Here is a 15,064-nt window from a genome sequence, read left to right on the forward strand (position 1 = left end):
GAACGCCGCGAAACGACGTATCTCGGCGCGGCCTGTGCCTCGACACGGACACCGAAGCACTCACTGAACTCGACGCACTTCCGGACGACCGTCGGCACACCTTCGGACTCTCCGAAACAAACGGGAGCGGGAACGGGGACCGGACGAACGGTGCCGCCGCCATCGAAGACGAACGGCTCGAAGTGCGGGGCAATAGATGAATTGGTGACGAGCGATATCGACGCAATCGTCCTCGTGGCCGGGCTTGCTGGCGGGACGGGTAGCGGCGCCACCGCCCACATTGCTGATGCGCTCAGAGGTTTACACGATCCCAGTCTACTGTCTGGCGGTGTTGCCCGCCGGCCGAGACGACGAAGCAGCCGCGAACACCATCAAAGCACTCCGGGCGCTGGAATCGACCGTCGACGGGCAGATACTGTTCGATAACGAAGCGTGGCTCGGCAGCGGGCAGACGGTCGAGGCGGCCGCCGAGACACTGAACGAGACGGTCGTGACGCGGCTGGCGGCGCTTTCGCAGCAGGCGAGGCGACGGCATCCGAGGCAGTCGGCCAGAGTGTCGTCGACGCCAGCGAAATAATCAACACCCTCTCAGACTCAGGTTTCACGGCGCTTGGCTACGCCAGTCAGGACCTGCAATCGGCCGATGGCGGGGGTGACGGGACAGTCATAGACCAGCTCAAGAACCGTTTTCTCGGCGACAGCTCAGACGACGTCGACGAAATCGAGGCATACAACGCCGTCGAGACGACACTTCGCCGCGCTGTACGCGGCAAACTGACGACCCAGTGCGGGCTGGATTCGGTCGATAGAGCCCTGGCCGTGTTTGCCGGACCGCCTGAGTGGTTGATCCGGGACGCCGTTACCGACGGGCGGCGATGGCTCACGGAGGAGCTCCAGTCACCAGAGGTGCGAAGCGGCGATATGCCGACGCCCGGTCGAAACACGTTGTCGGTTCTGGTCGTACTCAGCGGCGTTTCAGAACTGCCGCGGCTGGTGGAACTCAAAACGCTGATCGACGAATCGGAATAAGACGGCCCGTTAGATTCTCGCGTTAGTACACATAGCTTTAGCAAATCATCGTGGGGTGGGGACATGTGAGTGGAACTGTCGAGTGGCAACCGTCCGTGCAGCTACACGTCAACTGACAACCACGGACTCTACCAGTTGCGACTTTCTTCGCTCGCATCGTCTGACCTTCGAAGGTAAGTCGATGGAGCGTCCCAGTTTAGCGATGGCCCGAAGTCCCGAAAAACCGAGATAAAGCAGATTCCACTCAAATAGATTTATAAGTGACAGTTTTCAACGAAATCGTACGATGGCACGGAATGTCATATCATACAAAGATGGCCATGTGTATGAGTTCGCTCCGAACATGGAACCGCTGTATACGGCTGCAGACGGGGAATCACTCACGTTTGAAACCATCGATAGCCTGAACAAAGCCGTTCAGTCAGACGCTGATCTGATGGATGCGATCCCTGAAGAAGTGAATGCGGCTACAGGGCCGGTCGCTGTTGAAGGAGCCACACCCGGCGATGTCCTCAAGGTTGAGATCGAAGACGTACGAGTCAACGAGGACTTGGGTCGCGTAATTACGGCACCGGGGTTTGGACTCCTGCAGGATCACGAAAACATCGAACACCCAGCGACGCGCGTGACGGAGATAACCAACGACGGTACGTCACTCTCGTTCAAGGATATGGAGATCCCAGTTGACCCTGTCATCGGGACCATTGGCGTGGCAACATCCGAAGAAGCGATGTCGACCTTGACGCCACACGACCATGGCGGAAATCTCGATACGACGGCTATGACCACCGGGACGACAGCATATTTTCCGGTGTTCCAAGACGGTGCGATGTTAGCGATGGGTGATTCGAAGGCTGCGATGGCAGACGGTGAAATGTGTGGTACTGGTGCCGAAATCGGGACCGAAATCGACGTCACCGTCTCAGTAATCGCTGACGCTGCTGTCGACCTTGAGCGCCCACTCGTCGACACTGGTGACGTGGAAGACGATTGCAAGTGCCGAAACGATGGAAGATGCGGTCAAGATGGCAAACGAGGACCTCATCAAATTACTCGCTGCCGAACACGATTACACGCTGACCGACGCCTACCTCTTTTCGAGCCTTGTTGGCGCCTCGAAATCAGCCAAGTCGTCGACCCACTCGTTACTGTGCGTAACTCAATCCGAACGAATATCTCTCAAATCCATTCTAACTATCGCGGCGAGTCAGTCCTGTTGGTACTTAGCAGGACGACAATTTCAATGGGGACACTCATCTGGATCGTGGATTTCTACTCGCCTGCTCTGGTAACGCAAACTGGCGCTGAACCGGTGTAACCGCTGAACGAACTCGCGACCTTCCAGAACCGACAGCTTCTGCTATCGGTCCCCTCACAAGAAGCAAACGGTATCCACTTCTATGCCCCACTGGAATCGGTTCCGAAAGATGTCGATCCGGTTGCTCCACTACTCTGACATTGAGAACGCTTGCGACGACGTGCGAATCGGCTTGCCGGAACGATCCGGTCGATCCGCGGTGAGGATACAGTGGTCGCTGGCACCGGCGACAACACTGCACCGGGTGTCCTCGCCCATTACGAGGGGCATCAAGCGATGCCGTTTTTCCGGGCAGTGAGTACCGACGTCGAGACGGTAGGGAACCACGATTTCGACTTTGGGACTGCCCCCATTCTAGACGTGATCTCGAAGAGTCCACAGGAGTGGATCGTCGCGAACGTTTTTGAAGGGGCGAGTGAGGACGAGCGTGGCGTTCCATTCGCTGGGTTAGACGGAACGACGGTCCTGCACCGAGACGGGCGGCGAGTCGGATTCGTCGGCGTCATCGATCCGGCGACTCCCCGGATTGCACCCACCGGCGCGTCAGAGCTGACCGTGACCAGTCCGGTCGAGAGCGTGCGGACAGCGGTCAGTGAACTCGGTGACAGTGTCGATCATTTCGTCGTTCTCGCACACTTGCGGAGCGACCTAGAGATCGCCGTTGCGGCCGTCGAGGGCGTCGACGTGGTCCTCGGCGGCCACGTCCACACGGAACGCCACGAGATTGTCGACGGAACACTGGTCGTCCGTCCCGGAGCGAACGGCAGGTGGTCTGGGAAATCGAGCTCTTCGACGGACTTGCTCGCCGAGTGCCACCCGTCACTCAACAGCTGAGGGACTCTCGACGAATCCGTGGCTGACACGACACGCGAGCAGCTGGCCGATGTCGGCTTGCTGGAGACTGTTGCCACTGTCGACGACCCGATCCATCGAGGTCTCGACCGGCGAACCCGCGGCGAGAGTCGTGTTGGCAATCTCGTGGCCGACGCCTATCGCTGGGCGGCTGATACCGATGTCAGCTTCGTCCACAATGGCGGTCTTCGAGAGGGGCGACCCCTGTCCGGCGAAGTCACGGCTGGCGAGGTGGCCAGTGTACACCCCTTCGGCGGTACGGTAGAAGCCCTCCACGTCACGGGTGAACAGCTACGAGCCCTCTTGGAGGCGGCCTTCCGTCCCCACCGCGAGGACGGACGGCTCTGGCACGGCGACGTCAGCGGAATGACCGTCGAGTACGATCCGCGGCTGGACGGCTAATCGGTGTGGCCGTCAACGGCCAGAGTCTCGAAGCCAGTCGAGAGTACAGCCTTGCCACCAACTCCTACGTCGTCTACAGCGATGACTGGCCGATTCCACACGAGACGACCGCCGATTCGTTCGGTCTCCCGTTCAAGACTGTCACAGACTACGCTCGTGAAGAGGGCATCACTGTCCAGGTGGGTGGACGACTTCAGGACTGCTGACGGTCCAGAAGCCCGGGTCACTCCCCCGGAGCGAGATCTACCTCTCGCATATACGCGTCAAGCTGTTCGGCCAGTGCCCGGGCGAACGCTTCGTCATTGATGTCGGTCTCCATCTCGACCAGTTCGACCGATTCAGCCAGATTTGTTTTGAGTGCCTCGAACAGGGCTGTGTCGGCGTCGGGATCATGGAAATCCTCTCCCTCGACGTCGAGCATCGAAACACCTCCAAGTGGAATGTATAGAGCAGTTGGCCCGTTCGCTGCCGAGAGCTTCTTCGCGATGATCTCGCCCAGCTCAGCGTTCTCCTCGGCCGTTGTCCGCATCAGCGTTACCTGTGGGTTGTGGATATGGAAGTACCGCTCCTCGAACTCCTCGGGGACGGAGTCTCGTGGCCCGAAGTTGACCATGTCCAGCGCGCCCGTCGAGACGACCTGTGGCGTGCCCGTCTCCGCGGCGGCGTCCAGCCTGTCGGGGCCAGCAGCAAGCACACCCCTACAAGCTCGTCGGCCCACTCCGTCGTCGTCACGTCCAACACGCCGTCGATGACGCCCTGTCTCACGAGGTCCTCCATCGCCTTCCCACCGGTCCCAGTCGCATGGAAGATGATCGTCTCGTAGCCTCGTTCTTCGAGATACTCCCGAGCCGTCTGGACGCACGGTGTGGTGACGCCGAACATCGAGATTCCGATAGTGGGGCGGTCTTCAATTTCGATGTCTGGCTGGTTCGTGACCATCCCGACCATCGCGAGGGCAGCATTAGCAATCACCTTCCGGGAGAGTTGGTTGAGTCCCTCAATATCAGCCACCGAATACAACATCATCACGTCAGTGGCACCGACATACGGTTCAGTGTCGCCGGAGGCCATCGTCGAGACCATCACTTTTGGGACACCAACCGGCAGCGCCCGCATCGCCGTGGTCGCGATCGAGGTGTTGCCCGAGCCGCCGAGTCCGAGCACACCGTCGAGGTCGCCAGAATCGTGTAGCTGTTGGACAATCGCCGCTGCGCCCTTGCCCATCGCTTCGATTGCCTCACCGCGGTCGGCATCGTCCCGAAGGTGCCCCAGCGTGGTGCCGCCCGCTTCGGCGACCGCACTCGCAGCAGTGTCCGGATCGATCTCCGGGTCGCCAACCACGCCCGTGTCGATGATGTGTACGTCAACGCCTTGCGCGCGAAGGACATCTCGGGCGAAACCTATCTCTTCGCCTTTCGTATCGAGCGTCCCAACGATTGTGACGGCCATACTCACTCCTCCATGTTCTCGGGTGTCGGCAGTTCGCCCGGCGGGACGATCTCACACTCAGGAAGGTCCCGGAGTACCTCTTCAGGACCCGGTGGCGCGTAGACCGCGAGCAGTAACAGCGGTTCCCAGCTGGTGTTGACGGTTCCGTGTTCGACGCCTTCAGGAACGAACACCATCTCGCCGGCCGAGATATCGCGTGTCTGATCGGCGACCTCTTGTTCACCCTCGCCCCGGATGACGAAAAGGATCTCGTCGCTGTCGGGGTGCGAGTGGCGCTCATGGCCCTTTCCGGGTTCGAGTTTGACGACGCCAGCGCTGAAGCGCTCGCCACCCGTCACCTCAGGCGTGCTCAGCCACTTCAGGACGCCCCAATCGAAGAGCTGACTTTCGACGTCATCAGGAGTGATGAAGTATTCGTGATCAGTCATTTTAGAGGGTAATATCCTTGAATTTGCGGGCCTGTGCTTCGATTGCCTCCTCAGTCGGGAGGCGTTCGATGCTCGACGCACCGAAGAATCCGACGACACCCTCGGTGTGTTCCAGTACGTACTGGGCATCGTCGGGCCATGCGATCGGGCCGCCGTGACAGATCACCAGTACGTCCTCGTTTACCTCTTTTGCGGCGTCGTGATGGGATTGAACGCGCTCGGCTGCGGCATCGAGGTCCAGTGCCGTCTCGGCACCAATATCACCAGATGTAGTCAGTCCCATATGTGAGACGACCACGTCCGCTCCGGCCTCAGTCATCTCGCGGGCCTGCTCCTCGCTGAAGACGTATGGGCAGGTGAGCATTCCTTGCTCGGCCGCTTCTTGGATCATGTCGACTTCCTTGTCGTAGCCCATCCCCGTTTCCTCGAGATTCTGTCTGAACCCGCTGTCCTCGTCGATGAGACCCACTGTCGGGAAGTTCTGGACGCCCGAGAACCCGCGCCGTTTCAGGCTCTCGATGAACACATCCATCTGTCGGAACGGGTCGGTCCCGTTGACGCCGGCGAGAACTGGCGTGTCCTCGACGACTGGAAGCACTTCGTGGCCCATCTCGACGACGATTTCGTTGGCGTCACCGTAAGGAAGGAGGCCAGCCAGCGACCCCCGGCCGTTCATCCGATAGCGACCGGAATTGTAGATGATCAGTAGATCGACGCCACCCCGCTCGGCGAACTTCGCTGAGATACCGGTCCCTGCACCTGCGCCGATGACCGGATCGCCGCCCGATACTGTTTCCTGAAGTCGATCAAGGGACTCCTGCCGTGTAAATTCCATACGTCAGATAGAACCATTTCATAATATAGTAATTAATTTTTTGATGATTACGGGGAGTTACCACGACACATAATATTACCATAGGTCATAGACCGCCGCCGTCAATCGGTCAGAACGGATCGACAGGCGGAGCTAGCCGAGTGTGTCGGGCTTGGCCCCGAGGCGGTCCACAGATAGGACTACCCCAAAGTGGCATCGTCCGGAAATTCCAGCGTGTTGTCTGCCGCAGTGAGCGACGGGAATGTCTCGGTATTACTGCCGGACGACGTTCGACGCACGAGGGCCCTTCGGCGCTGTCCACAGCAATGCTCCAGCGCCGGCTACGACACTCGGTACAGTCTCGCAGCGGTGGCGCTGGATTCTGCGGCTTGCGATCCAGCCAACACCGGCCGCTTCACTCAATTAAGCACTAGTTGTTGACACAGTCCGATTCACAGGACAGGGTTTCGGACCGATATGACGGTACACTTGTTGTAGGTACACGGTTCTATTTGCGCACAGCTTAAAGTGTAAACAGAGCTATATTTAACCAGTATGGTGGAAGAATCCAGCCCGAAAGGAAAAGAGGAGAGTCAGTCAGAGGAACAGCCGACGTTCACCCTAAATCGGCGGACGCTACTTCAGTCGACCCTTGCTGGAAGTGCGATATTGGGGGGAGTCGGTCTGGCCACACCAGTTGCTAGACAGGTGCGGTCCGACGAGATGGGTTCTGGAGATAGCAGCAATCGCGCAGAGGACTTTCCGCCGAGTGGAATCACTGAGTATGGACGGAAAGCCACCCTCGGAAACGGGGAGGTGCGAACGTTTACGAGTGAAACACCGTCAGGAGAGCCGAGGTATCACGGGGTCGAGTTCGACCACACGGCACTCGAAGGGCTTCCAAGCGAGACAGAAATAAATGAGATAGACAATCCTGTGGAGACTGATAAGTATCGGTTTAGTGGACAAGCGGCAACGATCCATTTCAAACAGTCACTCCAGTTCTTTGTGCCGTTCCCAGATGCGGCTGGCACGCCGTTTACCTTCTTAGGACTCAACTGGAATCCAGACGGCCATTTTGGTGGTAACGGAGCGTGGGAGAAGCCACACTTCGATGTCCACTTTCATATGCGTGACCCCGCAACAGTAGATGACGTTGAGGGGCCTCAGCTTCCGCCGTACGATATCAAAACAGCGGACGGAATCGAGACAAATTTCGACTTCACTCAACTTCCAGAAGGGTATGCGCGACCACCTCCGGCAGTCGCTGATGAGCGGTATATCACAGACATGGGTGAACACGCAGCTCCTAACGATGCGCCTGAACTCCCAAGCAGCCCCGACGGTCGAGGTGATCCTACTAGCTTCAGCAACACACTCATTCAAGGGTATATCGGTGACACAGAGGGGTCACAGCTGGCGTTCGTGGAACCGATGCTCACCCGAGAGTTCCTGAGCGATTTCCGCGGCAGCAAAACGTATGATGTCCCACAACCGGACGAATATCCACACGATCAGCAGCACCCACATGAGTACAGTGTCCGGGATATTCCGTCCCAAAACAAAATCGTAGTCGCCATTCAGAGTTTCAAACAGATATCTGACTGAGCGGCAAGATCCTGATGATAAGCATCACCAAGAATTAGCTACTAAGATCTTCTGGCGACTTCAGCGGTCGTGTTTAGTTAAGTATCAAAAGTGAGGCGGGAGAATTTCTTAGTGGTTCATGCCAGAAATCGCCCGCCTCAGCGGTAGTAGAGACTGGATAGATTTGGTGATGTCGAAACCGCCGTTTTCTCGTCGATGGCGCGAAACATCTCCAAGCTGCACTGCAACGATTCGGGCGCCGATTTCAGACAGAACGCCACGGAAATCGGAATGCTGTCGAACGTATCTTTCGAGAAATAAAACGACGAACTTCTTCGTTTTCAAACTGTTTCAGTCACGTCGAACCGAAGACAGCTGAAAATTGGCTCCAGAGTTTCGCTCGCTGGCACAATGCTCCAAACTAAACATTACCTCGGTTGGAGTAACGGAGCACCGTAAACATAGGCCTGGGTCCACCAGACGTGCGAATCGACGCGGCCGCCAGATCAAGAGCTGTAGTCAGACCGGCGATCAGTGGATAACTACCGCCTAATAGAAACTGTTATATTAAATTCATGACGAACTGGATATATCCACCTACCGTTGTCGTTCTCTCAGACGAGTCGTCAACAGGGTCGGTTGCAGTACACTCATGGATACCACGATACAAGAAGTCAGACCTGACGAACTGGCAGACACCATCGAACTGGGCGAGGTAACCCTCGTTCTCGGTGCACCAGGTATCGGAACATCACAGCAGCTACGGCCACTGGGGCAGTCCGTCGAGCGACTGCCCGAGACGGACGTTGCTGACGACGGGGAACTCGTAATCGTCGAGGACTTCGTCTCAGCAGCGTTCGCCCTCGACGACGAGTCCCTCTCGACCTACCTTTACGAGTACGGGCAGAAATCGCTGTTTTCCATATCGGGTGGCGCAGTACTCGTCACCAATCCCCGGAGTTTCGACTGGCTCTGCCGGAGTGATCTGGGCGTGTCGGGCAGTTTCATCGAGACTGTCGACAGGGTAGTGGTGGTTCGAACGCCGCCGACTGCTGCCGGGACAGCAATCGACGAGGTTCGACAGCGTCTCTCAGGTGGAACGCACGGGTTGGGTGACGACGAGCGAGCCGCCGTCCTGGAACGAGCCAGATATCCACCCTACTACTTCACCACTTCGGAACTGCAAGAGCACTTGGGATGGTACGACGGAACAGTCACGCCGGAAGCGTTTCTCCCCCTCTCGAAACACGACACGTCGGCAGTGCTCCTGCCTGGCGATGTCAGACGAGTGTTCGAGAGATATGAGATTACGAGCGGTCCCTTCGATAGCGAGTTCGCGGATGTCATCGCACGACTCCTTCCGAGAGGGGGTCTCCCCAGCCGAATCCCGAACGAGCGGTCGCCAGCGGTTCTGGCTGCGCTCGCGCTCGTCGCCGTTGGAATCGCCGAGGACGGGGACTGGCTCGATTCCCTCGTTCGAAATCGGACACTTTCACCGACTGCTGAGGCACTGGAACGTGCCCTGGATCTCCCGCCCGGAACAGTCGACCACCTCCAGGTCTTCGCCGGGGAGTCGATGCGAGCACGGATTCGCGAGCGTCTCACGGCTGACGACGAGGAATCGATCTTCGACGTGTCTCGTGAAGCACTCGACGACGCAGTGGATGCGCTCCAGTCGGAGAGTGCATCGCTCGAAACCGTCTCCACGGACCCTGAAGCGTATGGCTCCTCGCCACTCGTCGGTGCCTGGCACTGGGACGGGCCGGAGGCACTGCACGAGGCTGCTGCCGAGCGTGAGCTCCCGGGCACGATTCAGGAGGCTGACGAGACCGACGAGGAGGGGCTGGACTGGCGGTCGTTCGTCGACGGAGAGGACGGCAACGGTGGCGACGACCTCCTCGATGCGCTCGATGGCGGGCTGGTCGTCCTCAGTGGCCCGAGATCGAGCGGAAAACGACAGGTCGCTGCCACACTCGCTTCGGAACTCGAGGACTGGGGAACGACCGTCAAACTCCCCGACCTGAGAAACCCCGACCAGATTCGGACGGGGGTCGAAGCGACACCGAACACGGTCGTCGTCGCGACGTACGGGGCCGAACCAGCGAAGATACTCGGCGACGATGGCGTCCGAGCACTCCCCGAGTGGGTCGGGGACGGAAGTTGTGCCGGCGCGCTGCTCATCTGTGACGACACCAATCGCGAGCGCCTCGACGAGATCGCTGAACGGGCTGGCTGTGACGAACTTCCAGCTTGGACTGACCGCGTCGAATTCTCGGTCAAGGATCCGAGCGTCGAGACTGATCGTGACCCGGCAGCCGTTGCGCAGGAGCTACTGGATGCAATTGGCTGGAACACGGTGCAGTTCCCGTCTCGTCGGAACGTCGACGTCGAGTCGGTCGCCGACCAGAGCACCCTGGCAGCCATTGCGAGTGTTCCGGATCACGCACTCGATGGGGCGTTCGTGGGGCGTGTTCTTGCTGAGGTTGTCGACATCGTCTCGACGACACACGGGCCCGACGCAGCACAGCAGTGGCTCTCGTTTGTCGACGACCTCGTGGCGGACGTGGGGCGGAATCGGAGTTCCGACACGGAGGGGGCTCTCCAGTACCGGGGCGAAGTTTACGAGACCGCAATCACAGCCGTTGCGTTGGCTAATCCGAGAACTGACGAGTGGGTCCACGCGGTCGCACTCGGTGTGTTAGAGGTCACGAACGAGGTATCGAATCCCCACGAGGAGAGTATCGGCGGGAATTTAGAGCCGTTTGCCACCGCGTTCTCGGGTGCACTGGCGAGGCTCGCACAGCCGCCGGACGGATCGGTGGTAAACCACGGCGCAATCGGGTGTGTCGACGAAACGCTTCACGCTATGGTCGCGGACGACGGGTGGCGGTTTCCGCTTCACTTCGTCTACGGGAAGGCCGTCGGCCGGATCGTCCGACGGGCGGAGAATCCAGCGGCAGCGAACGGCGGTCTCGCGACGATCGTCTCACTCGTTCGCCAGTACGCTTCGAGTCCCAACGATCACTTTACGACGGTCGTGCTTGCACAGAGCTTCGGGTCCATGCTCGGGGCCGTCGCGGACGGCGACTGTTCGCCCGAGGCGATGGCTGACTGGGTGGCCGATATCCAGTCCCGTGCCAGCGACGCGGTCGCGATCATTACCGATCAGGACGCCGGACCAGCGATGCTCGAAGCGTCCTACGTCGCCGCTGTCGGCCAGTGGGTGTTCGAACACGAGTGTTCGGACGACCGGATCGGCCCCTGGCTCGATGCCGTCGGGCGCAGCATGGCAAACACAGCGACAGTGTCGACACTCGACGTGGATCCCGAGGCGTTCGTGACGGACGCCTACGGGGGTGCCGTTCGGACCGTCGTCCAGACGGGCAACCTCGACCGCGCCGAGCAGTTGTTTGCGACGTGTCACCGTCTCGTCGACTCCATCACAGACGCCGGCCACTTCGACGCCGAACAGGAACTCCGGGCAGTGCTGCACGCCACGGCCCTCGCGGCCTTTGGCAACGTCGAGCAGCAATACCCAGATCAGGTCAGTCAGTACCCGTACGGCGTAAAATCGATTCCGTTCGACGACTCCCTGGGCTTCGAGGACTGGATGGCACTCTACGACGAGTCAGTGACACGGGGTGGTGCCGCCACGGAGTCAACCCAGAAACGGACCCAGCATCTGACAGCCGTGTATCGCGACGCCCTTTCGACAGCCGTTCAGGGGTTCGAACCTGACTCGGCCGATTCGGACGACAGCGTCGAGACGAACGGGATGTATGGGTCGGCCGAGTCGGGCCACTGGGACGAGTGGAACATGTTTGGCGATTTGGCCGAACCTGACCCCAGTGTGACGCCACGCGAAGAGCACACGTGGTACACTGGCATCACGGACTGCATCGAAGCACGGGCGAGTTCGGCCGAATCGGTCGACAACCCGGTTCAGTTCCTCGCAGACGTCTACGGCGGCGCAGCCGTTCGATGGGCGGCTGATGGCGCATCGAGTCGTACCCAGGAGTGGGTCACGGTGCTCGTCCAGTCGCTACGTCACAGTCGCGAGTCCATCGACGAGCCCGACGAGACGACCTGGTTCAACGCGTTCGCGGCGGTCGACGCAGAGATTCTGACTGCGGTGCTGACTCGGTCTGACGTTGGCGAACGCACGCACGAGCGACTGGTCAAGGCGGTGCTGTCACAGATCGAAACGGCTGCGACCGCGCCGGATAATCCACCACATCCAGTCGTGTACGTGGCCTCGGTGTTCGGTGGAGCACTCGGACACGCCGCCGGCGTCGAGTCTGAGGAGGTCCGCTTCTGTGTAATCGAGGTGCTGTCGGTTCTCGACGACCAGTTCTCCCTCGACTGGATCGAGCTCGACCGAGCCGACATCTTCGAACGGATCTTCGCCGAGGCGTTCGCGACGGTCGGTCGAACCCACACCGACAGCCTGGTGACCGACGAGTGGCTCGAGATCGTGAGCGCCAGGATCGAATCGACCGCCACACGGGAAGCACCGGACCGTCCGGACGAATTCGTCGCCGACGTGTACGTTCGAGCCCTGTTCGAGGCAGTGCAGGACGATGCCGACGAGTGGCGACGACGACTCGATTCGGAACTCCGTGACTTCACCAGGGGACCGTACGTGAACGACTCGGAAGCGTTCCTGGAAGCCCTCTACGCCGATGTGGTCGTCAAGGGTGCAGAGAGCCACGGCCCCCGAACACGGATCGAAGCGTGTATTGACGCCGTGAACGAGTCTGTCCAGGATGCGATCGATGCTGATCTGCTCCGCGCCGATGGGGCCCACGAGCGAACGTTCTCGAACGCACGGGACACGCTGTTCTCGGCCAACGTTCGGGAACGCGCGGACTACATTGCGCGTCTCGATCAGGGACTCCAGGCCACAGATAACGGCGACATCTCCAGCGACATTTTCGATGCGGAGGGTGTCGACGACCCTGCTGACCCCGCCGACGGGCCGGATTCGACAACTGACTGTGATACCGATGATGGTGAGAACCCACCGAGACAGGAGGATCGGTGAGCTCGATGCTGTAGCGAGAGGACTCCCTGACCGACAACAGCCGACAGCCCCGAGCGGATCAAATACGCAACCCGATTTCAGAATACGACATGACGAATGACACCCCCGACGACGCAGCGCGACGAGCCAAGGAGCTCCGAGAGACAGTCGATCCCGCCACGGCGTCGGACGACGAGATCGAGGCCCTGTGTGCGCTCCTCGACGGCCGCCACGGGCGCTCGGACGCCCAGGAAGCCCTCTGGAAGATCGGGGCCCACCCCAACTGCACTCGACGTGTCGCAGAGAGCCTCCAGCCGTACGTCGTCCACGAGACCAGACGGACACGGGAGGAGGCCCGCGATATGCTCACGTGGGTCGCACAGAATGACCTGGATGCGCTCGATACAACTGTCGAGTGGCTCGTGGAAAACCTCGACACCGAAGACGAGCACGTGCGAGAAACCGCCGTGACAGCGCTCGAGGCACTCGTCGAGACCAAGCCCGTGCTTGTTCGCTCGCACGTCGACGAGATCATCGACTGCCTCGATGACGAGTCGCTGCGTGGCTGTGCAATCACTCTGTTGGCGACGATCTCATACGCCTACCCGATGGCGATCGCGCCTGCCAGACACGACCTGCTCGCACTGACCGAAGACGAGACAGTCGAGGAAAGTCCGTTGTCAGCGCCACTCGTCCAGATCGCACTCGTCTGTCCCGATATCGTCGATCCCGTCGTCGAGGGCCTGCGAGACCGGCTTACCGAGCAGGCGGGACCACATCAGATCGGCACTGCGGTCGCACTCGCAAACGTCGCTATCGCCTATCCTGACCAACTCTCGGTCGTCGTCGAAGAGCTGCTGACACGTGTTGAAACGGAGATGGGAGATCGGTTTCGCAACCTGGCCCGTGGGGAGATACTCGGCACTGTCGGGCGGATCGGTGCCGCACATCCCGATGCGGTCGTTCCCGAACTGGACCGTATCACCCCACACCTCGAAAGCGACGATCACCGTCTCCGATCAGGTGCCGTGAAAGCCCTTGGCGACATCGCGACCGTCCGGCCTGCTGCTGTCCGACCAACCGTCGACGACCTGGTGACGCTGGTAGACGACAATGACGAGTCCGTGCGCAACGCCGCCGTGACGGAACTCGGGAAGATTGCAGCAGCGGACCCTGAGGTCGCACCGCGCGTCGTTACGGCGTTGGACGACCGCTTCGACAGTACCGCGGACACCACAGACCCAATCCTCGCGGCGGTGGATGAAAGATATCGCGACGACGAGGTCGATGTGTCTGGGATCATCGATGCGTACAAGCGAATCGGTGCCACACATCCCGAGGCACTCGACCCTGCCATTGAAGACCTCCGGACCTGCCTCGACGACGAGGTACTCTCGTGTGACGCCGCCGAAGCACTCGGCGAGATCGGTGCCAGCCGTTCAGCCACAGCTCGGCCAGCCGTTGAGGACCTTCGGGAGTTGCTCGACGACGGCTCGCTCCACAATCGGAGCGCCGCCGCAATCGCACTTGGGAAGATCGGGGCCGACGACTCCGAGGTTGCCGCGCTCGTCCGAGACGATCTTCAGACGCTTGCCGAGGACAGACAACGGTACGTGCGCGAGGCGGCAGCCGAGGCACTCGGAACGATTGCAGCAGCCGACACGGAACTACCGACGACGGTCAGTGACAGCCTGCGGCCACTCGTGGACGACGAGGATCGCGGCGTTCGAGTGGCAGCCCTCGAATCCCTCGGGAAGATCGGCGCGTCGGATCCCAACATAGACCCACACTGGTTCGACGAGTTGCAGGCCGACCTCGGTGATGTCGACGCTGAACTGCGGGAGGAGACCGCTGAAGCCCTCGGGCGGATCGGCGCTTCCCACCCCGAACTTGCCGCCCCAGCCGCCGATGTCCTCCAGTCCCGCCTCGACTGTGACGAAGAATATATTGACCTGAAGGCATCGATTGCCGAGGCGGTACGGACGATCAAGCGATCCCACTCCGATGCCGTCACACGCTCCGAGACGGAACTCCAGCGGTACATCGATGCGGTGCCTCGCCCTCACGAGTAGCCCCTGGGATACGACGACGGATGGCGACTCGAACCCACCGCTTCGGTCGTTGGTCCGCCGGACACTGTGGACGACTTTCGATCGTTGTCG

The 15,064-nt window shown here is 60.2% G+C and carries 8 protein-coding genes and 4 pseudogenes; 9 read left to right on the forward strand and 3 right to left on the reverse strand.

Going from position 1 to position 15,064, the window contains the following annotated elements:
* The 5 genes and pseudogenes from AV059_RS23080 to AV059_RS22615 all read left to right on the forward strand — a co-directional run.
* Positions 1–1,029 (forward strand): annotated as a pseudogene (locus tag AV059_RS23080) (tubulin/FtsZ family protein); the annotation flags it as partial.
* 286 nt (positions 1,030–1,315) lie between these two features.
* Positions 1,316–2,223: pseudogene (locus AV059_RS00010) on the forward strand (acetamidase/formamidase family protein).
* Between the two features lie 274 nt (positions 2,224–2,497).
* On the forward strand, positions 2,498–3,181 hold the full coding sequence (locus AV059_RS22605) for a metallophosphatase (RefSeq protein WP_228841656.1): 684 nt from the start codon (positions 2,498–2,500) through the stop codon (positions 3,179–3,181).
* An 18-nt stretch (positions 3,182–3,199) separates the two neighbouring features.
* Entirely contained in the window at positions 3,200–3,601 is a 402-nt protein-coding gene (locus tag AV059_RS22610) for a 5'-nucleotidase C-terminal domain-containing protein (RefSeq protein ID WP_228841657.1), read from the forward strand.
* Between the two features lie 5 nt (positions 3,602–3,606).
* On the forward strand, positions 3,607–3,807 hold the full coding sequence (locus AV059_RS22615) for a hypothetical protein (protein WP_228841658.1): 201 nt from the start codon (positions 3,607–3,609) through the stop codon (positions 3,805–3,807).
* Positions 3,808–3,824: 17 nt separating this feature from the next.
* On the opposite strand, the pseudogene AV059_RS23085 reads toward AV059_RS22615, so the two are convergent.
* From AV059_RS23085 to AV059_RS00030, 3 genes and pseudogenes are all read right to left on the reverse strand, one after another.
* A pseudogene (locus tag AV059_RS23085) lies at positions 3,825–5,050 on the reverse strand (Tm-1-like ATP-binding domain-containing protein).
* 2 nt (positions 5,051–5,052) lie between these two features.
* The gene (locus AV059_RS00025) at positions 5,053–5,478 is read right to left on the reverse strand and encodes a cupin domain-containing protein (protein ID WP_058991320.1); all 426 of its coding nucleotides are present in this window, start codon (positions 5,476–5,478) and stop codon (positions 5,053–5,055) included.
* A gap of 1 nt (position 5,479) precedes the next feature.
* A complete protein-coding gene (locus AV059_RS00030) occupies positions 5,480–6,313 on the reverse strand; it encodes a phosphoenolpyruvate hydrolase family protein (RefSeq protein WP_058991321.1) in 834 nt (277 codons plus the stop codon).
* Between the two features lie 534 nt (positions 6,314–6,847).
* On the opposite strand from AV059_RS00030, the gene AV059_RS00035 reads away from it, so the two are divergent.
* The 4 genes and pseudogenes from AV059_RS00035 to AV059_RS00045 all read left to right on the forward strand — a co-directional run bounded on the left by AV059_RS00035 (position 6,848) and on the right by AV059_RS00045 (position 14,974).
* Positions 6,848–7,900 carry a hypothetical protein gene (locus tag AV059_RS00035; RefSeq protein WP_058991322.1) on the forward strand — a complete coding sequence of 351 codons (1,053 nt, stop codon included), beginning with the start codon at positions 6,848–6,850 and terminating at the stop codon, positions 7,898–7,900.
* Positions 7,901–8,085: 185 nt separating this feature from the next.
* A pseudogene (locus AV059_RS21285) lies at positions 8,086–8,304 on the forward strand (IS6 family transposase); the annotation flags it as partial.
* A 227-nt stretch (positions 8,305–8,531) separates the two neighbouring features.
* Positions 8,532–12,923, forward strand: coding sequence for a hypothetical protein (locus AV059_RS00040; RefSeq protein ID WP_058991323.1), 4,392 nt, complete (start codon positions 8,532–8,534; stop codon positions 12,921–12,923).
* Positions 12,924–13,012: 89 nt separating this feature from the next.
* A complete protein-coding gene (locus AV059_RS00045) occupies positions 13,013–14,974 on the forward strand; it encodes a HEAT repeat domain-containing protein (RefSeq protein ID WP_058991324.1) in 1,962 nt (653 codons plus the stop codon).
* The last annotated feature ends 90 nt before the right edge of the window (positions 14,975–15,064 follow it).

This window comes from Haloarcula sp. CBA1127, assembly GCF_001485575.1.
Lineage (GTDB): Archaea > Halobacteriota > Halobacteria > Halobacteriales > Haloarculaceae > Haloarcula.